Here is a 23,332-nt window from a genome sequence, read left to right on the forward strand (position 1 = left end):
TTTCGGGTACTCCTCTGAAAAGCGGCTCGCTGAATGCGTCCGGTGCGGCTCAGCGCGACTGAGTGAAACCGCGCACAACCAAACCGACCCACGCGCCACGGGATGTCACCGTTTCTGCGGCTCGGGAAAATGCCACGACCCATCGAATACCGACGGTTCCGGCCCATAGATACGCGCGATCACGTCGTAAGCGCCTTCGGGTGCGGGCAACCAGTTCGACACTTTGTCCGCGCCCGGCGACGCGTGCTGCACGTAGATATCGAGCGATCCGTCGGCGGCATATTTGAGGCCCCTGGTCCGGTCGCCGATCGAATACCGGTTGATCGGATTGGCTACCAGATGACGCGCGGGCAAGTCGTACATCGTCATCGACCAGAAGAATTTCGCGGGCGGCAGGTCTTTCTTGTCGAAGTGAATCACGTACGACTGCGCGCCGGTCAGTGGCTGGTGCTGCGCATCGACGCGCGTCCCGACATAGACCGCCTCGTCTTTCGTGTTGCCGTAAATGCCCATCGCCGCCGCAACCGCGCGCGTCAGATAGTTGTCTTTCAGGTCTTGCCGCGAGCCGAACAGATCGTATGAACTGGTGGTGTGCTTGACCGCTTCGGCGAGCGCCGCCTTTGCATCGGCGACCCCGCCTTCGAGCGCTTCACGCTGCGCCGGCGACAGCGCCGCCGCATCGAACGGCTTGCCCGGCGCAATGCCGATCTTCGCGAAGCGCTGCATCAATTCCGTCTCCGACGGCACCGGCGGTTGCGCAAACTGCAACAGGAAATTCAGATATCCGATGAAGTCGATCGACGTTGCGCGCGCTTCGTCCCACTTCGGAAAATGCAGCGGCGGCAACGCAGCAGGCGGCGCGCGATGGGCGTACGCCGACAAAGGCTGCAACCTGTAGCCTTTTTGGATTGCCTGCACGTTCCTGACGTCGGATTGTCCGTCGAGCGCGGTGCGTCCCAAGGTCACGATCAGGTCGGTTTCGGACCGGAATACCTTGTCGATGCCCTTCGGCGTCTCGCCGTGCCAGTGCGGTCCGGCGAACAGGTAATGACCCGCGCCGTCACCGGTCGAACGCGAACCGACATACGCGAAGTTGTACGTGAACAGATCGATCCATTGCATCACGTAGTAGCGCTTGTCCTTGATCGCCGGCACGCTCAATACCCACGGTTCGCGCCGCAAATCGAGCCACGCCCACGAATACGGCGTGTCGTTGTTCGGCGTGACGATTTCCTTGTTTTCCGGGCCGTACGGCTGCGAGTAATGGCGGAATTTGCCAAAGCCGCCCACATACGATTTCGACTTCGAATCGACCACCTGCTCGTAGAGCGTCTTGTAGTTGAACAGCATCGGATACGCGTAGATAAACGCGTCTTTCGCGATGCCGCGCGCTTCGTCGGGCGTCGCGGCGATCGCATCCGGCGCAGCGCCGCTAGCCGTTTGTGCGAGCAACGGTGGAGTAGCGTGGTACACGACGGTGCCCAGCAGCAGCGAGACGGCACAGGTGGCGATGCGGAAATTCATGAGTAGCGCTCCCGAATGCAGCGTGGATGTCCCTACGCTCGCGGTGGCATGACGTTATTTGCCGAACGTCATGTTCAGCCCAGCGAAAATCTGCCAGCGCGGCACGCCCGCACCGGAATGCGCGACCGAATACTGCGGTTCGATAAACGCGTTGTAGATCGTCGAACCGCCCTTCCATGCCTTGCCTGCGCCGAGCCCGACGGGAATGTAGTAATTGCCGCGTTGCAGATCGAAGGTCCAGATGCCGGTCGAACGGATGTACCAGCCGTCGGGCAGGTTGAAGATGCCGAACGGTTGCGCCGTCAACGACTGCACGGTGGGGCGGCTGCTTTGCCCCGCAAACGAGTGTTGCCATTGCACCAGCGCGCCGATCAACCGCGCCTTGTTCGCGTTGACCAGCACGGCCGCGAGGCCGGCCTGCCACTTGCCCGTACCCAGCGCGGGATCGGTCGCGGTGGGGAGCGTCACCAGCGGACCGATGCCGATCTGCGTGCCACTGTCGCTCAACAGGAAAATATCGAACAGGTTGATGTCGCCGAGCCCGGTCGTGTAACCGCCGGCCGGATCGGGCCGCGTGCTCACCGGCAACGTGCCCCGCACGATTTGCGGCACCGGCACGAGGCCCGGACCGACCGGAATGGTCGGTCGCAACAGGAAATCGTTGGTGTGCGCGCTCGCGCCGAATACGTCCGGAACGAAATAATTCTGCACATTAAATGATGCAGCGAGATTCAACGGGTTATTACTTTTATTGGCATTTTCAGCGGCACTCTGCGCATGCGCATTCTCGTAAATTATCGATGTCAACACGGCACTGATAATCGTCTGCTTAATTAAAACCACTCTGAGCACGTCACTCTCCCGCCATATTCAAACGGACAATCCTCATTCAGGCGCATGGACCAACGGTGAAACGATTGATGCGAGTCACGTGATGACGCGACTGTCCCGTAGCCGTGTCGCTTTAGCGAGACGGCCGACACGAACAGGTTTCGTTCGGTTTCAAGGGGCGCGACCGGATTGGGTCGCAGCAAATATCGTCGTTTCAAACAGACGATTACAGAACATTACAGACGATAGATAACATACAAACAAAAATCAAGCGAACCGTCATCGCGCAGAAAGGATCGCAACGGCGAATTTGATTATTTCCCGAATCGACACACGATACGACGACACGGCGCCACGCCATAGTTCACGGATGCTTTCAAATCAAGTCCGTTTTTTTAGTGACGTAAATTCACATTTTCGAAAAAAACATTTATTAGTAACGCTTACCCCTCGCCTTTCGAATCCGGTACGCATCGATTCGCTGCGCACCGTTAAATCGGCCTGGTCGTCCGACAGACTGACGGGTAAAACCATGCCACCTCGAACAGACGAACTGCCGAGCGTCGTGCGCCGAATGTCCGCCGGACGGATGCTCGCGGATGGCGCGAGCGTTGCCGAAGTGGCCGACGCGCTCAGGTTGTCGATGCAGACCGTACGACGCTACAAGGTGATCGTCGATCAAGGCGGGCTCGACGCGCTCAAGCAGATGAGCGTGGGCGGACGCGCATCTGCACTTGACGACACCGCGCTTCAGTGGCTCGCCGCCGCGTTGCGCGGCTCGGCCCGCGAGCACGGCTATCCGTCCGACGCGTGGACCAACGCGCGAGTCCGCGAGCTGATCGCGACACGCTTCGGTGCACACTATTCGCGGGTTCACACGTGGCAGATCGTCACCAACCTCGGACTCGGCGACCGTTTGTCGAAATCGACGAAGTAGTTTCTTTAAGCTTTGTTAAACACTAGCGCGACCCGATGCACGCCCAATAAAAAATGCCGGCGCCAGGAAACCTGGCGCCGGCATTGTCGAACGATGGGCCCTTAGAAACCGAGACTGGACAACAGATCGTCGACTTCGGCCTGATCGGTCACCACAGCCGGTGCATCCTCTTCCGCGGCGACCACGACCACAGGTGCGGCGATTTCCGCGAATTCCGTTGCGACACGCTGCGCGAACAGCGCACGACGTTCAGGCGTCACGCTATCGGTCAACAGATCCGCAAGTTGACGCTCGAGCGACTGCACCAGCTCCGACACTTTGCGCAACACCTGTCCCGTCAAATCCTGGAAGCTCTGCGCCACCAGCACTTCCGTCAACTGCGCGTTCGCCGCGCCGGTTTCATCCGGCATGGCCCGCACGAAGCGCCGCGTATCCGTCAGCAAACCCGCCAACGATTCGCGCGTAAAACCGTCGTGCTCGACCGCATCCCAGCGCTGCGTCAGTGCATCCGAGCGCTTGCCGAGTTGATCGAGTGCCGGACGGGCCGTGTCCACGGCATTGAGCGTACGCGTGGCCGCATCTTCGGAGACCTTCTCGACATATTCGAGGCGACTCGCGAGATCGGGCACCGCTGCGAGCGTTGCGCGAATTTCGCTATCCAGACCGAGCGCCTGCAACGATTCATAAAGCGAGCGCGTAATAAGCGCCACTTTGGCAAGCACTTCGTTTTCGTCCGGCGCGGACAACGCGGATTGCTCCGTGCTCTCCGGCTCCACACTTTCTTTTGCTAAGGACGTCTGCTTGACATCGCTCACATTAGCCTCCTGACGGCGCGACCTTTTGAAGGATGCGAGTGATCTTCTCGCTTAACGTTTCTGCTGTAAAAGGCTTGACGATGTAACCGTTCGCACCCGCTTGCGCCGCTGCCACGACGTTCTCTTTCTTGGCTTCCGCCGTCACCATCAACACCGGCAACGACTTCAACTGATCGTCCGCGCGAATTGCCTTCAGCAGTGCCAGCCCGTCCATATTGGGCATGTTCCAGTCGCTCAGCACGAAACCGTATTGCCCTTCGTTCAGATGCTGCAATGCTTCAGCGCCGTCGCTTGCTTCGCCTATGTTATTGAAACCCAACTGGCGCAACAGGCTGATGATGATCTGCCGCATCGTCGGAAAATCGTCTACTACAAGAATCTTTAGTTTCGTGTCCACTTGCAACTTCTTCGAGCCCCGCCAGGAGGTGGGCACGCTCGCGCTATAAAACAAAGGAGCGCGGATTTTACTCTTGGCGTGTCAACACCGTCGTCGAGAATCGCTTACACGCGGTTAACGCTAACGTGGCCTGACGGAAAAAGTTACGTCTTGCACGGTGTTGCCCGCACTCGCATGCGCGATGGAAGCGCTACCGCTTCGCGCGCTCGCGGGCGAGAGCATGCTGTCTATCGTCAATGCGTGCGGCCCGGTCGTTGCGATCTCGACTGGCAACACGTCGATGACGTCGGCGGCGTGTACTTCGCGTGCCACTTCCGGCATCGCTCGCATAAAGGCAATCGCGTTCACATCGTCGCGCACATTCGCACGTTCGCGAGTGCGCCGCGCAGCGCGCGCGCGCCGATGATCGCTCGATGCGGCAGTCCATACCGGCACCTGACGCCCGCGCGCCTCGACCGACGCCAGCAACACGCCCAGCATCGGCAACGACAGCAACATCGTCGCGAATTTGAACATGCCGGTTTTGAGCGGTGCTTTCGACGCCCACGCCGAATACGTCACGGCGAAGATCAGATACGCGAAACCTGCGGGCGCGTCGGCGAGATCTTCCGCGCCGATGAATCGCGCAACCGGCATCGGGAAGATCAACGCGTAGAGAACCACGCTCGCGAGTGCATAAGGCACCAGTTGCGTGATGAGTCGTTTCGCGTACAGCACGTTGTAGAGCAGCCACAGCGCGAGCGCAATCACGAACGGCGGAAATACGGCGACCACGGAAGCCAGCGCCAGCGTCGCGAGTGCACTGCCGATGCCGCGCCGCAAATGTCCTTCCGACGCGACGAAGTAAATCATGTATCCGCTCGCGAGCACGGCGACGCTCAGAAAGAAGCGCCACGGCGACGAGTGCCCGGTTGGCGCAAGCGAAATCCGAAGCACGAGTAGCGCCACGAAAGCCGACAGGTACGCAACAAATCGCGTAGTTGAAAAACGATTCCCCATGATGCCCCTTGTATCAGGCAGCGTCCGGCGGGGGTTCTATTCATCAACCCTTCTCTGCCGTGCTTGCCATCGTCTGTCGCCCCTTCGAAGGGCTCGGCGCGGTAGTTCTGGTCTCGCGCCCATGCTTCGCTTAACGGCTTTCCAGCCTCGATCTTTAGCCGGGGGTCGAAAGAAATGCGTCGTAAGAATTCTGTTCCTCGGTTGTCGCTCGATTACGCCAAAACCCAGGTAAAAAATGCGCTACTCAAAACGCGGGATTGACGGGCAAAAACCATGTTGTCCGTCGCTTAGAAATGCAATGCGCGCACCGATAATTTCATCATCGACGGAGCGGTAAAAAAGGGGACGCATGGTCCAGTGTTCTCACCGAGTCCGCGCATATCTTGGCCGGGATCCGGCCTGCTTTTGGAAGTCGCTGATGAAACCGGGAAAGAAAACGTTTTGGGCCAGACACGGCCGCTCGCTAGCGGTAGGTGTACTCGCTACGGCCGTCATCGCATTGAGTGGATTTGCGATGTGGCATTACGAGCAGGCCAACGCGCAAGTCGCGCCGGAATTGACCGGCATTGCCAGCGAAATGCGCAGCGACGCAACGCCGTGGACCCATCAGGAAAAGGACGCGTCGGGCATGATGCGCGACATGCGCGACGCGAAAGTGACTGCGATCGGTGTCAGTCCGAACGCGATTCTGGTTTCCACGCGCGACGGCTCGAAGTACTTCGTCACCGACAGCAACGCGACGTTTTCGCATGCGCTGCTGCTGGGCGATGTGCGCGCGGACAAGCGCGCCGCATATCAACTCGTATGGTTGCCGAATACCGATCTGCCTGCAAGCGGCTCGAAATGGATGTCGTTATTCGAACGGATTCGCGACCTCGTCAGTCTGCTGTTCCCGCTGCTTCTGATCGGCGGACTGTTCTGGTTCATGCGACGCGAAATGAAAGGCGGCGCAAAACTGTTGAGTAAATCGCCCGCATTCTGTTTCGACGACGTGATCGGCGCAGGCGAAGCGAAGGCCGCGCTGGCGGATATCCAGTCCTATCTGACGGACCCGAAACAGTTCTCCGAAATGGGTGTGCGCGCACCTTGCGGGATCTTGATGGTCGGCGGACCCGGCGTCGGTAAAACGCGCCTCGCGCAAGCACTCGCAGGCGAATGCGGCGCTAACTTCATTTCGATTACCGGCAGCTATTTCAGCGCGAAGTACTACGGCGTCGGTATTCAGAAGGTCAAACATCTGTTCGAACTGGCGCGCAAGAATGCGCCCACGGTGATCTTTATCGACGAAGCCGACGGGCTCGCGAAGCGCACCGACACCGGTGGCGGACCGGTCGAGGCCGAGAGCAACCGCATCATCAACCAGTTGCTGGCGGAAATGGACGGCTTCGAATCGAACGAAGGCGTGATCATCGTCGCGGCGACCAATCACCCTGACAACCTCGACGAAGCATTGCGCCGTCCGGGACGTTTCGACCGCACGGTCCAAGTGCGTCTGCCCGATGTCGAAGATCGCGCGAAGATTTTCCGCTTCTATGCCGACAAGCTGAAATCGAAAGCGAAGGATGTCGACTATCACCAGCTTGCACGCCTGACCACCGGACTGTCGCCCGCTACGCTGTCGATGGTCGTGAATCAGGCCGGACTGGTCGCACGAAAATCCGGCGATACGATCGTCGCATCGAAGCACTTTCTCGAAGCGATCAAGATTGCGCGGATCGGCGATGTCAGCGGCGCGGAGCGTGCGCTAAACGAAGACGAGCGCACGCGTATTGCCGTGCATGAAGCCGGTCATGGGCTCGTCGCCGCGTTGCTGGAAACCGGGGTGCTGGAAGAAGTCACGATTCTGCCGCGCGGCGGCGCACTCGGTGTTGCGTTGATCACGAAGATGCAGGACAAGCACCTGTATCGCGAATCCGAAATGCGCAACGAGATTCAGGTGTTGCTTGGCGGACGCAATGCCGAACTGCTTACGTTCTCGGAAGCGTCGAGCGGCGCTGCTCAGGATTTGCAGGAAGCATCGCGGATCAGCCTCGACATGGTTTCGAAGTTCGGCTTCAACCGCGACGGCAATCTGTTCAGCCTTGCCGCATTGCCTGCGCAACATGCGGGCTTGCAGATGAAAGCATCGATCGAGCATGCAAACGTGCTGCTCAAGGAATTGAACGACGAGTGCTACCAGTTGCTCGACGAATACGCGCCGGTGCTCAAGGCGATTGCCGATCAGTTGCTCGAACAGGAAACGGTGCCGGGCGAAACCGTGTACCGGTTGATCAAAAAGCATCGCGGCGCGCTTAAGATCGCGCATGAACCGGTAGCCGCTTAAGCACGCTTAAATACGCGTGGCGGACCTCACCCGCTACGCGGCAACCGACTCGACACTCGCGGCCGCGTTGACGCGCGCCGCGACGATTGCATCCACGATGAATTGCGCATCGCGCGCAACGCCGGAGAAGCGCCCGGAACCCCACGTGTGCAGCCACGGCAAGCCAACGAAGTAGAGCCCCGGCAAGTTGGTGATGCCGCGCGTATGCGCCGGATAGCCGCGCCCGTTAAAGACGGGTGCATCGAGCCAGTGGAAGTCAGGCGTAAAACCGATGCACCAGACTACCGACGTAATGCCACTTGCATCGAGCGCGAGCGTGCTGCGCTCATGCGGCGGATTCCACACCGGTTCATAACGTTCACCTGCCGGCGCATCGATGCCATTTCTTTCGATAAAGCTGTCGATGCTTGCGTTGATACGGTTATAGGTTTCGTCGGCGTCGTCGAGATTGGCGGTGAGATTCGGCTTGAAGTGCAATACGCCATCGCGTAGATCGTCGAGACGTCCGTATAGCGCCATCCCCTCCTGCGCGAATTTTCGCAAATCGATATCCCGTCCGCCGTCGCGACCGGTGACGTAGTGATTGGTATTGTCACGCACGCCTTCGCGCAACGGATGCTGTTCGACGGGCATGTCGTAATAGCGCATCTCCGCAAGCCAATCGACCACGTCGCGCCCGCGATAAAAGCGCGCGCAGCGTGGCGCCTCGCCCACCGCAAGCACGACTTTTCTGCCGGCCAGATGCAGGTCTTCCGCGATCTGTGCGCCCGATTGCCCTGAGCCGACTACCAGCACCGCGCCTTCCGGCAATGCGTCGGGATTGCGATAGGCGGACGACTGAATCTGCACGATATGCGCGGGCAGACGTTCCGCCATACGTGGCACGATAGGCGTGTGATAGCCGCCCGATGCGACAATCATGTGATCCGCCGTAAACGTTCCGGACGCGGTATCGACCACATACCGGCCGTGTGAGTCGCGCGTCACGCGATGCACGGCGGTGTGCTCGATAACCGGCGCATCGAGCTTCGCGATAAAGCCGTCCAGATACGCGATGATCTCGTCTTTCTTCATAAAGCCATGCGGGTCGTCGCCTTCATAAGCATGACCCGGCAATGCGCATTGCCAGTTCGGCGTCACCAGACAAAACGCATCCCAGCGCTGACTGCGCCACGTATGCGTGACGGTATTTTTTTCGAACACGAGATGATCGATACCGGCCTGCTTCAGAAAGTAGCTGGCGGAGAGTCCCGCCTGACCAGCACCGATAACGAGCGCGCCATAGTGTCCGTCTTGCGGGCGCGATTCATGATCTGGCTTGTCTGTGCTCGACATGATCGATTCTCCATGCAATGCGTTGGTCGGCGCGGGCGTGAATCCGTGACGCTGTGAACCTTTGAATTTGTAAATCAACCGAGTTCGATAACCGTCACCATTGCGTCCGGTTGTTCGCTATAGCGCTTCGCGTCGAGTTCGATCTGTGCCAGTTGATCCATCGCGGCGGAGCACGCAAAGCCAAATTTTTCGCGCACGCGTTCGGAGCCGATATGCAACGCTTCGCGAGAGCGTTCGAGAAAGTCATCGACGGGATAGCGCGTACCGGGCGTAAAGAAATCGCTGACCACCGTGGACGGCGAATAGCAGTTCGCCTCGGTGCCGTCGGGCCATTGGATCCGGAAGTGCATGACAGGCATTTAAAGTTCCTCGATAACATTGCTATGGCAGCCGACGTTGCTTGTCAGCCATTCCCGATAAAGATCGACATGCCGCGTTGCGCTTGCGGACCAGCTAAAGCGGCCCAGCAAAGCCGGAACCGCATGATCGAAGTCGATTCGGCCGTCGGACAACGCCGACGTCAGCGCATCGGTAATCGATCCCGCGTCGTGCGGATCGGCCCAATAGCACAGATCGTCGTCCAGATACTCTGTGAAAGGCTCGATACGCGACGCCACCACGGGCTTTCCTGCCGCAAGCGCTTCCAGCACGACGAGTCCGAAGCCTTCGCGTAACGACACCATTGCAACCACGTCCGCGCACTGGAAAAGCGACGGCATTACTGCGTCGTCGAGCGAGCCGGTAACGAGCACCGGTTGATTCGCGCCGATGGATAAGCCCAACGTGGCGGCTCGCGCGACGAACTGTCGTGCGTATTCGTTGTGATCGAGCAGGCTCGCTCCGCCCGCAATCACCAGTTGCGCATCGCCATACTCGCGACGGAGTTCCGCGAAAGCGTCGAGCAGCACGATCGTATTCTTACGCGCTTCGACACCGCCTACTGCAAGCACCAAAGGCTTACCGTTCAGGCCGAGGGTGTCGAGCGTGTCGATGCCATCGCCCGACGCGATCGCACCGTAGCGTGCCGCATCGACGCCATTCGATACCGTCTGCGCAGAAACGCCATGTACGTCATGCATTTTTCGCGTCCACGTTTCGCTGACGCATAACACCCGATCCGCATCGCGCCACGCACGTCGTTGCCAATGCGCGAGTTGCGGATTATCGAAGTGATCGAGATGGTGAACCGTTCGTATGAAGCCACGGATCGCACCGTCGTGTTTTAGCTCGGCTAACGCATTGCCGCTAATGCTGTCCTGCGCGTGAACGATATCGAACGCATCGCCGTTAGCTTCGCCGATCGCATCGAACATTGCCCGCTTCAGCGCTTCGATTCGCGCGCTGACCATCTCGACGGTATTGCGTTCGGGCGCCGTGACTCGCGCCAGCACGACGTGACAAGGCGATTCCCGAAACATCACATCGTCGGTCGAGGCGGGGGCGAAAATCGTCACGCGATGACCCTGCTCGTGCAACGCTTTGCCGAGTTCCAAGGTGTGCACGACGCCGCCACGCGGATTGATCGAATGCGTGAATAGCGCGATACGAAGCGGCGTTTCGCTCGACGCACTCATGTCGCCCGCCCCACCGGCGCCCCGATAAAAGGCGCGTCACGAAAGTCCCACAGCAATGCGGCTTCATTGCGTTGCCGAACCACGACTTCCCGCGATGCGTCGACGGTGCCGATCTCCGCACATGACAACGACCGCGCGGCGAATCGCGCGATTACCTCATCGACATGCTTCTCACGTACCGACAATAGAAAGCCGAAACTCGGAAACGCACTCAACCAGCGCTGGAAATCAACGCCGTCAGGACGCGGAATCGCGTCGAGGTCAATGCGTGCGCCCACGTTCGAACATTCGAGCAGCATCAGTGCAGTGCCGAGCGTGCCGGCCATGCTAATGTCTTTTGCCGCATCGCATAACCCGCTTTCCGCGAGTAACGGCAACATCTCCAGATCGTCGCGCAAGCGTTCCGCAGGCGCGCCCACCGACGCATTCCAGAACGGATGCGGATCTTCGAAACGCCCGCGCACATCCACCGCCATCAGCAGCCGGTCACCGGGTTTTGCGGCGAAACTCGACAACAGCGCGTTCGCCCGTCCGACGATCGCCACCGCGAGTTGCGAGCTCGTGCTGCGCGTGTTGCTGTGTCCGCCGACCACCGGCACACGATACGCAACCGACGCCGCCGCCATGCCCGCTAGCACCTGATCCGCCGCGGCGATGCCGTCGCTCCACAGTGCATCGACGACAGCGATCGGACGGCCGCCCATTGCATAGATATCGCTGACATTGACCATCACGCTGCTGTAGCCCGCGAACCACGGCATCGCCGACACAAAATCCGCAACCATGCCTTCGATAGCGAACAGCAGATATCCGTCACCGTCCGGTATCGCCGCACAATCGTCGCCCACACCGACAGCCTGCGCGAGATCGTCGGCGCCGCGCGGCATGCGACTCGCGAGCGACGCCACGACACCGGCAATATCGTTCTTGTGCTGGAACCCGCGGCTTTCGCGGAGCGTCTGCACCAGCGCGTCGAGTTCGGACCCACTCATGCGGGCCTCCGCGCGGGCGTCACGAAACCGCTTAGCGGAGTCGTGCAAGGTGGATACGCATCCAGTTGCGCGCGCATCAGATGATGCGGACGCCCGAACAGCACTTCCTGTTCGAGCGTATCCCAGCGAAGACGCTTGAAAAGCGGCACATTCTGACTTTGCACATGCGCGAGAAAGGTCTCGCAACCAAGCGCGTGCGCGCTGCTGACAGCGAGACGAATCAAGGTCGAACCGATCTTTCCGTAAGAGCGGAACGCCGCATGCACCGCGAGTCGCGAGCCGACCCATACGCGCGGCGCCGTTTCGTGAATTCGCACGGTGCCGACCACCTGCTCCGGCATACCCGCGACACAACTCAGTGCGACGAGCAGATGCGCATGCGGATCGATATCGTCGTAATCGTCGCCGACGAAAATGCCCTGCTCGACGCAAAACACCGCACGGCGCAGCTTGTACGCTTCATTCGCTTCCCACGGCAGCGTCGTCCATTTGACGCGGAATTCGCTGGGACTGTAGACGGCATCCAGCGTCAACGTATCGATTGCGTCGCAAAACATGGCTTATTCCTCGTAAGACGACAGCGACGAACACGCACCGCATTTGCCGCAACCGGCCTTGATATCCGCCGAGCGCATTGCGGCGACGCCGAGCATCGAACCGATCGGCGCGAGTACCGAGCGCATGAATTCAGGCGACGGTGCCGGATGATCTTCGAGCGGCGTGCCGCTGATCGGCACGAACGGCACGACGAACGGATAGACGCCGATATCGATCAGCTCGCGCGCCATATCGACAATCGCCTCTGCGGAGTCGCCTAAACCCGCGAGAATGTAGGTGCTGACCTGCCCCCTGCCGAACACCGCCACGGCCGCCTTGAAGGCCTCCATATAGCGGCTGAGCGGCACGCTTGCCTTGCCCGGCATCACCCGTTCCCGGACTTCCGGCGTTACCACTTCGAGATGCATGCCGAGCGTGTCGATACCGCTTGCTTTCATCCGCTCGAACCAGCGGTCGTCGTCGGGCGGTTCGCATTGTGCCTGGATCGGCAGATCGACCGCCGCCTTGATCGCGAACGCGCTATCACACAGAATCTGCGCGCCGCGATCGGGCGTGGCGGGCGTACCGGTGGTCAGGACCATATGCTTGACACCGTCGAGCAACACGGCGGCACGCGCCACTTCCGCGAGCTGTTCGGGCGTCTTGCGCGCAATCGTGCGCCCCGCTGCGAGCGACTGCCCGATCGCGCAAAACTTGCATGACTTGCGACGGCTTTCGTAACGGATGCAGGTTTGCAGCACGGTCGTCGCCAGTACGTCCTTGCTATGCAAGGTGGCGATATGCGAGTAAGGCACGCCGTCGAATGTTTGCAATGCATAGAAGCGTGGTGGCTTCGGAAAGCTGATGTTCGCGATCGGAATCGTGCCGCGCATCAGTGCGCTCGTGCCGGTGTTGTCCGGTTGCGCGGCGACGAACGGCGAGCTCCATGCAGTGCTCGTATGCACGGGTACCATGATCGTCACACCGTCCACAGTGACGGCTTTATGATCCGATGGCCCCGCGCCGCCGCGACGGCTCGCGGCACCCGCGTGCGGATCGACGAGACGCAGTCCCGTCGATTGCAACTCAGTCATCAATTGCCGGCTCGACGCCGACAGGTTCTCGAGTGCGTTCATGGAAAGCTCCTGAATTGGCGTGGAAAGCATCGTCGGCGGGAACCATCGACGTAACGGGCAACGCGGGTGCGTCGTTGATGGCGAGGCGCAGCAATTCGGGCCGCGCGTAGTGACCGACCGAGTCCATCATGCGTTTGCGTTTGGTGATCAACGACATGTCGAGGTCGGCGATCACCATGCCCTCGCCTTCGCGCAACGGCTCGGCGAGATGCTGACCTTCCGGCGACACGATTGCAGTAAAACACCCTCCACGAAGGGCTTTTTGCAATTTCGGGTCTGGCGTCACCGATTCGATCTGCGCGTCCGTCAACCAGCCCGTCGAGTTCACCACGAAGCAACCCGACTCCAGCGCGTGATGCCGGATCGTCACTTCCATCTGCTCCGCGAAGATCGGCCCGACCATCGATCCCGGGAATTGCGCACAATGAATTTCCTCGTGCTGCGTCATCAATGCGTAGCGCGCGAGCGGGTTGTAGTGTTCCCAGCACGCCAGCGCGCCAACCCGTCCGACGCCCGTTTGCGCGACCTTCAGTCCGGCGGCATCGCCTTGCCCCCAGATCATCCGCTCATGGAAAGTGGGCGTGATCTTGCGGCGCTTCAGCACCATGCGACCATCGACGTCAAAGATCAACTGCGTGTTGTACAGGCTGCCGTGGTCGCGCTCGTTGATGCCGAGCACGACCACCATCGCGTGCATTCGCGCGCGCTCTGCCACCGCATGCGTGACCGGGCCCGGTACGACGACGGCTTCGTCGTAGAGCCGCATATGGTCCGCACCGGACGCAACCGGCGGCCGCACGAACGAAAAGTACGGGTAATACGGCACGAAGGTCTCGGGAAAGACGATCAGCTGCACACCCTTGCCGGCCGCTTCGTCGATCGCGGCACAGACTTTGTCGAGCGTGCCGCCCGAACGTTCGAGGTCGGGCGCGATCTGAACCGCTGCGGCGCGAATGACGCGTTTATCGGACATGATGGCTTTCCGTACTCGGTTTAAACAGTCCAGGTGTGAATCACCAGCGCGTTGTCCTTGCGATGGAGAAGCTGGATATCCAGTACGTCGAGCGGACTGATCGGACGAATGCCTTCGATCAGCGACGCCTCGCCGTGACCGTACAACGCCTGCAATGCAAAGCGGCATGCATACACCTTGCCGCCTTCTTCCATAAACTTGATCAGTTGCTTGTTGAAGTTCAGGTGACCCGGAAATGCTTCGTCGCCGAGCGTCGGAAAGCCGCGCTGCAAACCGAGCGTGACGCCCGGGCCGTAAAGCAGTACCGATGTGTCGAAGCCTTTGCGCTTCAGACGCGTTGCCTGAAGCAGGTTGACGAAGCCGATCGAGCCTTCGAACGCGACCGTGTGGAACGTGACCAGTGCTTTCTCGCCCGGTTCGGCCTTCACGTCTTCGAAGACTTTCTCTTCGTAGTCAACCAGATAATCGCCGCTCTTATGAAGGGGTTGATTCACTGCAGGCATGGCACTCTCCGGTTTATCGCATCAGTTGATTGAGTTGCCGATCAATCAGGTGATCGGTGATGGCATTAACGCAACGGCTATGCCATTCACCGGTCCGGAAAATGCAATCAAGTTGCAATCAAGCAAAGCGAATTTGTCCGCGACGCCCGAAAATTTTTCGTAAAGCCGTACCAGGTGGCCGTTTTGACGAAATTCGATTGATCGCTAACGCGTGGATTGCGCACGCAATTTGGGCACGACGCGCGTCCGTGCGGTGCGCGCACACAGAAAGAGTGCATTGATTCGATCAATGCAATCAAGTCACACATTTGAATGCGATCGTGATTACTTTTGGCGTATCGCGCGTGGTACTGTCAAATGAAGTTCTGCAACGGATCCGTCATCATGGACATGCTCACGCACCACTGGCTCAAGCGGCTCGAAGAGAGCCGCAAGCCGGCGTACCTCGTTATCCCCGATCTGATCGAAGAAGATGTCGCAAGCGGCCGCTTGCGTCCGCGCGATCGCTTGCCGGGCTTACGCGATCTCGCCGGCGCATTGCAACTGAACTACACGACCGTGGCGCGTGCCTATGCGGAAGCGCGCAAACGCGGACTGCTCGATGCGCGTGCGGGCAGCGGCACCTTCGTGCGCGGCCGCACGCCGACCTTGCCGCTAACGGCGGGCAGCAGCGTCGAAATGTCGATGAACATGCCGCCCGAACCACCGGAACTTGCCGCGCGTTTGCGCGAGTCGTCGGCCACCATGCTGCTCAACGCCGACCCGTATCGCCTGCTGCGCTATCAGGATTTCGGCGGTGGGCCAGCGGATCGCGCAGCGGGTCGCAACTGGTTGCGTCAGCGTGTGCCCGACTGCGAAGACGATCGCACGCTCGTGTGTCCCGGCATTCATAGCGTACTGGTGGCACTCGTGTCGCAACTCGCGCGTCCTGGCGAAACGATCTGCCTCGATGGTCTGGCATATCCCGGCATCAAGGCAATTGCATCGCAACTTGGCGTGCGACTTCAGGCGCTCCCACGCGACGATGAAGGCCCATTGCCACATGCACTCGAAGCACTCTGCAAAGCCGAACCGCCGCGTGCGTTCTATTGCAATCCGACGCTGCAGAATCCAAGCACACTGACACTCTCCGTGCAGCGACGTGAAGCACTCGCCGATATCGCGTTGCGTTATAGCGTGCCGATCATCGAAGACGATGCGTATGCGATGTTGCCGCAAGATGCACCCATGTCTTTAGCGGCACTCGCCCCCGAATTGACTTACTACGTAACGGGCCTGTCGAAGAGTTTCGGTGCGGGCTTGCGCGTCGCCTATCTTTGCGCGCCAACCGTGCGGCAAACGCAGCGCATCGCGGGTGCGTTACGGGCCACGACCGTAATGCCGAATCCGTACACGATGCTGCTCGCCACGCAATGGATCAACGACGGCACCGCTACCGACATGCTGCGTGCCATTCGCGCGGAAGCGAATGCGCGTCAGGATATCGCCACGCAAGTGCTGTCCGGCTGGCAGTACGACGCGCATCGCGACGGCTTTCATTTGTGGCTGCCGATCCCGCAACAATGCGACTGGAGCGCGTCGGAACTCGCGCTGCAATTGCGCAATCAGGGCATCGCCGCTGTCGCAGGCGCAGCGTTTTCCACCGACGGTAATCCGCCGAACGCGATCCGCGTGTGCCTTGGTGGGCCACAAAGCCGGGACGATTGCCGCGATGCGCTGCAACGTGTCGCCGACACGCTCGACGATCCGCATCATCTGCATATGCCGATGATGTAAGCGCGGTCGCATCGCTCACTATCCACCAGATTTATACTCGGGATAAGGATTAGAAATTGGACTAATCGTTTTGAATCTCGGATAAAGGCATCACGACGAACCATCGTGGCGATAACGAAAGCCGGCCACGAACACTGGAATCTGCGCGATGCTGAAAATTGATGGACAACGGTTGTGGGCAAGTTTGATGGAGATGGCGAAAGTGGGCGGCACGCCGGCGGGCGGTTGCCGTCGGCTTGCGCTCACCAAAGAAGACGCGGCGGGTCGCGCGCTTTTCTCGCAGTGGTGCGTGGCGGCGGGGATGACCGTGTCGGTCGATCGGATCGGCAATCTGTTCGCCCGGCGCGCGGGTCTGGATGACGACGCGCCGGCTGTCGCAAGCGGCAGTCACCTCGATACCCAACCCGAAGGCGGACGCTTCGATGGCGTATATGGTGTACTGGCCGCGCTCGAAGTGGTCCGCACGCTAAACGATGCGAACATCCGCACGCGCAAGCCGATCGAGATCGTGGTGTGGACCAACGAGGAAGGTGCGCGCTTTACGCCCGCCATGCTCGGCTCGGCCACTTTCACCGGCGCGATACCGCTTGAAACAGCACTGCAAACCCGCGACGCCGCGAACGTCACCGTTGCCGACGCGCTCTCCGCGACCGGATACGACGGCGCACGCGCGGTGCCGGGCATCGCTTTCGACGCTTATTTCGAGGCACATATCGAACAAGGTCCGGTACTCGAAGAAAGCGGCATTCCAATCGGTGTGGTGACCGGCGGCCAGGCGATCCGCTGGCTCGACGTACGGGTGCGTGGTCAGGCTGCGCATGCGGGCACGACCCCGATGAAGTATCGGCGTGACGCGCTCTTTGCGAGTGCCGATATGGCATCGGCACTCGAACACCTCGCTAAAGATTTTGCGCCGCGCGGACTCGTCACGATTGGCGAGTGGCACATCAGGAACGCATCGCGCAATACGATTGCAGCAGACTTGACGTTCACGGTTGATCTGCGTCATCCCGACGACGCGCAGATCGCGTCGATGCACGCATTGCTGTGCGAGCGTTTTGAAGCGATTGCCGCGAAACGCGGCTTGAGTGTCGAGATTTCGCCGCACTGGATCAGCCCGTCCACGCCGTTCGATCCTGCGTGCATTACCGCAGTCGCCGAGGCGGTTCAGGCGTTGGGCTATCCCAATCAACGCATCGTCAGCGGTGCCGGACACGACGCGATCAACCTCGCGAAGTACTGCCCTACGGCGATGATCTTCATTCCATGCGTCGACGGCTTGAGCCATAACGAAGCCGAAGACGCACTCCCGGAAGACGTGTCGCGTGGCGCGGACGTGTTACTGCACGCGATGCTGTCCCGCGCAGGTCAGGTCAAACACTAAGCCGGATTGAATGGAGAGCCGCATGCGTCGCGCGGCACACGCTACGCATGCGGTCGTTCGTCAAGCGCCGAACGGTGAATTGCCGCGCAATGCCATCGCCATCGCCTGCATCGCGACCAGATAGCCGTTCACACCGAGTCCGCAGATCACACCCATCGCGGCACGCGACACCAGTGAATGCCGGTACGTTTCATCGCGTTTGTGGATGTTGGTGATATGCAATTCGATCAGCGGACGCTGGATCAGCTTGACCGCATCGAACACCGGCACCGACGCGAACGAAAAACCCGCCGGGTTGATGATCACGGCCGCGTCGCGTTCGAATGCTTCCTGCAACCAGTCCACCATCGTCGCTTCGCTGTTGGTCTGCCGGAATTCACAGCCGAGCTCCAGCTTCACCGCCAACGCCTCGACATGCTCGCGCACCTGCGCGAGCGTCGTCGTGCCATACAGGTGCGGTTCACGCTTGCCTAACATGTTCAGATTCGAACCGTTCAATACATACACAAGATCAGTCATTGTCATTCGCCTGGTTACAGAGTCCGTCACATGCGATGGCCGTTATTCATGGCCGGTGTAAAGCCGTCGTCGCCGGCGAGTGCAGCCGCCGAATCCGTACGATTCATATCGATACCGCGCGTTTCGCGCGCCGTCAGGATCATGATCAGCGAGATCAGGTTGAATCCGACGCACACTGCCACGACACCCCACGGCGAACCGTTGCACACCGCGAACAGCCACACTGCGAGCACCGGCATCGGACCGCCTGCGATCAGATTGGCGCCGGTATAAGCGAGTGCGGAGCCGGAGTATCGAACGTTGGTGGGAAATGCTTCGGCGAATGCGACCGGCTGAATTCCACTCTGGAATTGCGTAAAGCCGAGGAACAGCCCCATTGCTGCCAGCATCGGAATAAAGGCTTTAGTGTCGAGAATCTGGAAGTAGACGAACAACATCAGCAACGTGGCGATCGAACCGATGGCAAGGGCTTTCTTGCGCCCGATCTTGTCGCTCAACATGCCGCCCGCCAATGCCCCGACGATTGCACAGACATTCGCGCCCATCAGCAGCAGGTATCCGGTCTGTTTTGGAACCGCCAGCGTCTTGGTGATGTAGCTCAGCGAAAACACCACGATCAGATAGAAAATCGCCGCCGGGCCGCAGAAAAACAGCATCCAGCGCAATACCGTGCGCCAGTGCAGGCGCAGTGCATCGCGCAGCGGACTGCCGACATGCACCACTTCCGTCTTGCGCATCTCCACGAACGACGGCGTCTCGCTAACCTTGAGCCGGATATACACGCCGACAATCACCAGCACGAAACTCAACACGAACGGAATACGCCAGCCGTATTCGTCGAACGCACTCGCCGACATCGTCGATGACAGCAATAGCAGTACACCGTTCGCCATGATCTGGCTCAGCGGCGAGCACAGACCCAACAGACCCGAGTACTTGCCGCGCCGGTCGGCACTCGCGTGTTCGATGGCCATCAGTTGCGCGCCCGTCGATTCTCCGCCAAGCGCGAAGCCTTGCAGAATGCGCAGCATTACCAGCAACATCGGCGCCCATACGCCGATGCTCGCGTAAGTAGGCAGCAAACCCATCAGCATCGACGACATTCCCATCACCGTCACCGTGCCGAGCATCAGATTACGGCGACCGAGTTTGTCTCCGAGATGGCCGCAAATAACAGCGCCGAGCGGACGCGCGGCGAGGCCCACGCCGAAGGTCGCAAGCGAAGCCAGCAACGCGGACGTCGGGTCCATCTTTGGAAAAAAGAGCTTCGGCAAAACCGTCGCGGCCAATGCGCCGTATAGCGTGAAATCGAACCATTCGAGCGCCGTGCCGATTGCCGCGGCGGTCACGGCGCGCATGCGCATCGCCGCGCCGCTCCCCTGCAATGCATCCTGAGTCATGTCGTCTCCTTAACCTTTCAAAGCTGTTTGCAATGTCAGGGAAGTCCCTAAGAGCCTTAGCAACTCATTGATTTCCACCTGGCTTGCTTTTTTAGTCGTCTCATCGATTTTTCGGGCTTCGCGGCAGTGCCACTCACCGTGGAAAGGAATTTATCACCGGTGCATGGGACACCGTTCCAGGGTGGAATTTCATCCCGCAATGTGCAATGATCGGCGCTCGTGACGCGCGAAACCGGCGTCACGCAACGATAAAACGGAGACCCCAATGCCTGGCGTGACCGAACGCACCTTAGCCGTTCTCGAGTTTCTCGCAACGCAAATGGAAGGCACGCCGCTCGCGCAGATCGCCGACGAACTCGATATACCGCGTAGCGCGTGTCATCGTCTGCTGGTCGATCTCAAGCAATGCGGCTATGTTCGGCAGTTGCGCGAGCACGGCGATTACGTGCTCACCACCAAACTCGTCGGACTCGGTCTGGGCTTTCTCGCGACGTCCGGTATCGTCGATATCGCGCAGACTGTTCTCGACCGGCTCGCGGAAACATCGGGAGAACTGGTGCGTCTGGCCATCGTCGATGGCGACCGGCTAACGTGGGTCGCTAAAGCGCAAGGCGCGCTTAAAGGGCTGCGTTACGACCCGGACATGGGGATGGATACGATCCTGTCATGCAGCGCTACCGGCCACGCGTGGATGATGACGATGACCGACGAACGCGCATTGGAACTGGTGTCGCGCCAGGGTTTCGGACAACCGAAGCAATACGGACCGAACGCGCCCACTACCATCGGTGGCCTGCTTGCATTCGTGCATGCGGCGCGCACGCGCGGTTATGCCACCATCAACGAAGTCTTCGCGCCGGGCATGACGGCAATGGCCGCGCCGGTGCAACGTCGCGGCTATCCGGCAATGGGCGTGATCAGCATTGCCGGACCCGCTGTTCGACTCGACGAGAAGCGCATCGCGAACCTTGGTTCGACATTGCTTGCGGCAGCACTCGAACTCGCCGCTGCGAGTCACGCATCGCCGCTGTTTAATCGCGGTCGTTGAGGCTCACGGTCCGGCACCGTTGTAGACCACTTTCCAGACCGTATTGCCGACATCGTCGGCCACATACAGCGCGCCTGCGTTGTCCATCACGACACCGACGGGTCTACCGACCGCGTGACCGTCGGATGTCAGAAAGCCGGTCAGAAAATCTTCGGGTGGACCGGACGGTTTTCCATCCGCAAACGGCACGAAAATCACCTTGTAGCCGCTGTGCGGCTTGCGATTCCATGAACCATGCTGTCCGACGAAAGCACCGCCGTGGTAGTGCTTGGGAAACGTCTGCGCCGAATAGAACGCGAGTCCGAGCGACGCAGTGTGATTGCCAAGTGCGTAATCCGGCGCAATGGCTTTTGCGACCCTATCCGGACGTTGCTCCTTGACGCGAGTGTCCACGTGTTGTCCGTAATAGCTATACGGAAAGCCGTAGAACGCGCCGTCTTTAACGGCCGTCATGTAATCGGGCACGAGATTGTTGCCCAGCTCGTCGCGCTCGTTCACTGCCGTCCACAGCGCGCCAGTATCGGGTTGCCACGCCATGCCGTTCGGATTTCGCAGACCGGATGCGAACACGCGTTTTTCGCCGGTCGCCAGCGTGATTTCAATGATTTGCGCGCGGCCCGTTTCCGCGTCCAGGCCGTTCTCTCCGACATTGCTATTCGATCCGACCGTCACGTAAAGCCGCTTGCCGTCACGGCTCGCAATGACGTTCTTTGTCCAGTGGTGATTGATCAGACCAGCGGGCAAATCGGTCACTTTCTCGCCTTGCGCGGTAATCTGCGTATCGCCGGTTTTGTACGGAAAGCGCAGCAAAGCGTCGGTGTCGGCAACATACAACTGGTCGCCCACCAAGGCCATGCCGAACGGCGAATGCAATCCCGACAGCAACACCGTTTTCGTTTGCGCAAAGCCGCTACGCTCCGGACTCGCATTCGTGCCGTCGCTACGCAGAAGGACAATGCGGTCGGCACTCGGCACGCCCGCACCCGCGCGCTTCATCACCTGACCGGTGATCCATCCGGCAATGCCTTTATTCTCGTCGTGCTGTGCCGGTGCATTGCTCTCCGCGACCAGCAGGCTGCCATCGGGCAACGGATACAGCCAGCGAGGATGCGACAGTCCCGTCGCGAATGCGGTGACGGTGAAACCGGGCGGTGCGTTCGGCACGCTTTGCGCGGTGCGCGACTCGACCGGCGCGATGTTGACGTTGGGCATCATCGACGTGCGCGGCGCGGGCAACTCCGGATTCGGACCGTAGCCGTTGTCGCCCGTCGCGGTTGGTCCGAAAGAGCAAGCGGCGACACACGCTGTCAGCGCCGGCAACGAGACCAGCAGGATGCGATTGATAGGCACGGCCGCTCCTTGTCGGGCAGTTATGGCCCACTGGCGAGCAAGGGTCATTCCTGCACCGGCCGTTCATGACGACCACGGAGAAACGACGCGTGGCGCACAGCACGTGCATCGCCGCGCGCCATGCCACGCCACGTCGTGCGCAGACCTCAGCCTTTAGTGACGGTCGCAGGCAGATCGCGTCCGTGATACTTCTTGTAGATCGTGTTCAGATTGCCATTCTTCTGATTCGTGCTGACCCAGTTGTTGACCCACGCTTTCAGCTTCGGCTCGCCCTGGTTCATCGCGATGCCCAGGTCGAAATTCTTCTGTTCGAACTTCAGTTCGATATGACGATCGGGCGCGCGCTTGATCATCTCGGCCATGTTCGACGGCGTGCTGGAGAACAGGTCGATCTGCCCCGTCACCATCGACGTGATCAATGTCGCATCGTCCTCATAACGCTGGATCTGCGCGCCCTTCGCGAGCGGTGTGGTCAGCGAATCGTTGACCGTCGCGCGCGTGAGACCGATGGTCTTGCCGTCGAGGTCGGCGTAGTCCTTGACCTTGATCGTATTCACACCGCCCACGATGATCGTGATCACAGCATACGGTATCGAGAAATCCACGACCTTCGCACGTTCCGGCGTAATCGACAGGTCGGCGATCACCAGATCGGCGCGCTTGCGCCTGCAAGGTCGGCACGCGGGCAGCATTGGTGATCTGCACGAGTTCGAGTTTGACGCCCAGGTCTTTGGCGAGCGCCGCGGCCGTATCCACGTCGGATCCGGCGGGCTTGAGATTGCTGTCCGCATAGCTGAACAGCGGCGTGCCCATCGCAATCGCCACGCGCACGACACCGGCCTTCTTGATGTCGTCGAGTTGATCGGCCATCGCATTGTGCACCACACCAGCGAGCAACATCGCGCCCAGGCAACTGCGTGCAATGAATCGGTTTGCTTTCATGTTTGTCTCCGTTTTTTATGGGCGATCCAACGTTTAA

The 23,332-nt window shown here is 60.0% G+C and carries 21 protein-coding genes and 1 pseudogene; 5 read left to right on the forward strand and 17 right to left on the reverse strand.

The genetic code is table 11. The features are described 5' to 3' along the window. Positions 1-105: 105 nt before the first annotated feature. Positions 106-1,524 (reverse strand): DUF1254 domain-containing protein, encoded by a 1,419-nt coding sequence (locus PW947_RS00710; protein WP_299628742.1) that lies wholly within the window; start codon positions 1,522-1,524, stop codon positions 106-108. 54 nt (positions 1,525-1,578) lie between these two features. Next, positions 1,579-2,235, reverse strand: a complete 657-nt coding sequence (locus PW947_RS00715) for a hypothetical protein (protein ID WP_299628744.1) — start codon at positions 2,233-2,235, stop codon at positions 1,579-1,581. A gap of 652 nt (positions 2,236-2,887) precedes the next feature. On the opposite strand from PW947_RS00715, the gene PW947_RS00720 reads away from it, so the two are divergent. Next, positions 2,888-3,292, forward strand: coding sequence for a helix-turn-helix domain-containing protein (locus tag PW947_RS00720; RefSeq protein ID WP_299628746.1), 405 nt, complete (start codon positions 2,888-2,890; stop codon positions 3,290-3,292). A gap of 101 nt (positions 3,293-3,393) precedes the next feature. On the opposite strand, the gene PW947_RS00725 is transcribed toward PW947_RS00720, so the two are convergent. The 3 genes from PW947_RS00725 to PW947_RS00735 all read right to left on the reverse strand — a co-directional run bounded on the left by PW947_RS00725 (position 3,394) and on the right by PW947_RS00735 (position 5,440). Beyond that, on the reverse strand, positions 3,394-4,107 hold the full coding sequence (locus tag PW947_RS00725; RefSeq protein ID WP_299628748.1) for a protein phosphatase CheZ: 714 nt from the start codon (positions 4,105-4,107) through the stop codon (positions 3,394-3,396). A gap of 1 nt (position 4,108) precedes the next feature. Beyond that, positions 4,109-4,504 carry a chemotaxis response regulator CheY gene (gene cheY / locus PW947_RS00730; RefSeq protein ID WP_299629280.1) on the reverse strand — a complete coding sequence of 132 codons (396 nt, stop codon included), beginning with the start codon at positions 4,502-4,504 and terminating at the stop codon, positions 4,109-4,111. Positions 4,505-4,624: 120 nt separating this feature from the next. Continuing rightward, on the reverse strand, positions 4,625-5,440 hold the full coding sequence (locus PW947_RS00735) for a hypothetical protein (protein ID WP_299628750.1): 816 nt from the start codon (positions 5,438-5,440) through the stop codon (positions 4,625-4,627). Between the two features lie 481 nt (positions 5,441-5,921). Here PW947_RS00735 and PW947_RS00740 point away from each other — a divergent pair, with 481 nt between their 5' ends. After that, a complete protein-coding gene (locus tag PW947_RS00740; RefSeq protein ID WP_299628752.1) occupies positions 5,922-7,826 on the forward strand; it encodes an AAA family ATPase in 1,905 nt (634 codons plus the stop codon). Positions 7,827-7,859: 33 nt separating this feature from the next. Here the strand turns inward: PW947_RS00740 and PW947_RS00745 are convergent, their stop codons facing one another. The 8 genes from PW947_RS00745 to PW947_RS00780 form a co-directional block, all read right to left on the reverse strand. Next, positions 7,860-9,161, reverse strand: coding sequence for an MSMEG_0569 family flavin-dependent oxidoreductase (locus PW947_RS00745; RefSeq protein ID WP_299628754.1), 1,302 nt, complete (start codon positions 9,159-9,161; stop codon positions 7,860-7,862). A 74-nt stretch (positions 9,162-9,235) separates the two neighbouring features. After that, the gene (locus PW947_RS00750) at positions 9,236-9,520 is read right to left on the reverse strand and encodes an MSMEG_0570 family nitrogen starvation response protein (protein ID WP_299628756.1); all 285 of its coding nucleotides are present in this window, start codon (positions 9,518-9,520) and stop codon (positions 9,236-9,238) included. After that, complete coding sequence (locus PW947_RS00755; protein ID WP_299628758.1) at positions 9,521-10,735, reverse strand: MSMEG_0565 family glycosyltransferase; 1,215 nt, start codon at positions 10,733-10,735, stop codon at positions 9,521-9,523. It abuts the gene before it with no gap. Further along, positions 10,732-11,727, reverse strand: coding sequence for a sll0787 family AIR synthase-like protein (locus PW947_RS00760; protein ID WP_299628760.1), 996 nt, complete (start codon positions 11,725-11,727; stop codon positions 10,732-10,734). Before PW947_RS00760 ends, PW947_RS00755 begins: the two co-directional genes overlap by 4 nt. Beyond that, positions 11,724-12,284, reverse strand: coding sequence for an MSMEG_0567/Sll0786 family nitrogen starvation N-acetyltransferase (locus PW947_RS00765; RefSeq protein ID WP_299628762.1), 561 nt, complete (start codon positions 12,282-12,284; stop codon positions 11,724-11,726). The genes PW947_RS00760 and PW947_RS00765 overlap by 4 nt, the downstream gene beginning before the upstream one ends. A 3-nt stretch (positions 12,285-12,287) precedes the next feature. Next, positions 12,288-13,400: an MSMEG_0568 family radical SAM protein gene (locus PW947_RS00770; RefSeq protein WP_299628764.1), complete on the reverse strand. Its 1,113-nt coding sequence runs from the start codon at positions 13,398-13,400 to the stop codon at positions 12,288-12,290. Then, positions 13,351-14,373 (reverse strand): Nit6803 family nitrilase, encoded by a 1,023-nt coding sequence (locus PW947_RS00775; protein WP_299628766.1) that lies wholly within the window; start codon positions 14,371-14,373, stop codon positions 13,351-13,353. The genes PW947_RS00770 and PW947_RS00775 overlap by 50 nt, the downstream gene beginning before the upstream one ends. A 20-nt stretch (positions 14,374-14,393) precedes the next feature. Next, on the reverse strand, positions 14,394-14,876 hold the full coding sequence (locus tag PW947_RS00780) for an MSMEG_0572/Sll0783 family nitrogen starvation response protein (protein ID WP_299628768.1): 483 nt from the start codon (positions 14,874-14,876) through the stop codon (positions 14,394-14,396). A gap of 384 nt (positions 14,877-15,260) precedes the next feature. Between PW947_RS00780 and PW947_RS00785 the strand changes: the two genes are divergently transcribed. Next, complete coding sequence (locus PW947_RS00785; protein WP_299628770.1) at positions 15,261-16,652, forward strand: PLP-dependent aminotransferase family protein; 1,392 nt, start codon at positions 15,261-15,263, stop codon at positions 16,650-16,652. 139 nt (positions 16,653-16,791) lie between these two features. After that, positions 16,792-18,036 (forward strand): Zn-dependent hydrolase, encoded by a 1,245-nt coding sequence (locus PW947_RS00790; protein ID WP_299629282.1) that lies wholly within the window; start codon positions 16,792-16,794, stop codon positions 18,034-18,036. A gap of 60 nt (positions 18,037-18,096) precedes the next feature. Here the strand turns inward: PW947_RS00790 and PW947_RS00795 are convergent, their stop codons facing one another. Together PW947_RS00795 and PW947_RS00800 are read right to left on the reverse strand one after the other, a co-directional pair. Then, positions 18,097-18,555, reverse strand: coding sequence for a type II 3-dehydroquinate dehydratase (locus PW947_RS00795; RefSeq protein WP_299628772.1), 459 nt, complete (start codon positions 18,553-18,555; stop codon positions 18,097-18,099). A gap of 26 nt (positions 18,556-18,581) precedes the next feature. Further along, positions 18,582-19,955, reverse strand: a complete 1,374-nt coding sequence (locus tag PW947_RS00800; RefSeq protein WP_299628774.1) for an MFS transporter — start codon at positions 19,953-19,955, stop codon at positions 18,582-18,584. 265 nt (positions 19,956-20,220) lie between these two features. Between PW947_RS00800 and PW947_RS00805 the strand changes: the two genes are divergently transcribed. Then, the gene (locus PW947_RS00805; RefSeq protein ID WP_299628776.1) at positions 20,221-21,003 is read left to right on the forward strand and encodes an IclR family transcriptional regulator; all 783 of its coding nucleotides are present in this window, start codon (positions 20,221-20,223) and stop codon (positions 21,001-21,003) included. 3 nt (positions 21,004-21,006) lie between these two features. On the opposite strand, the gene PW947_RS00810 is transcribed toward PW947_RS00805, so the two are convergent. Together PW947_RS00810 and PW947_RS00815 are read right to left on the reverse strand one after the other, a co-directional pair. Beyond that, positions 21,007-22,353 (reverse strand): sorbosone dehydrogenase family protein, encoded by a 1,347-nt coding sequence (locus PW947_RS00810; RefSeq protein ID WP_299628777.1) that lies wholly within the window; start codon positions 22,351-22,353, stop codon positions 21,007-21,009. A gap of 146 nt (positions 22,354-22,499) precedes the next feature. After that, a pseudogene (locus PW947_RS00815) lies at positions 22,500-23,295 on the reverse strand (transporter substrate-binding domain-containing protein). Positions 23,296-23,332: the final 37 nt, after the last annotated feature.

This window comes from Paraburkholderia sp., assembly GCF_028283785.1.
Taxonomy (GTDB): Bacteria; Pseudomonadota; Gammaproteobacteria; order Burkholderiales; family Burkholderiaceae; genus Paraburkholderia.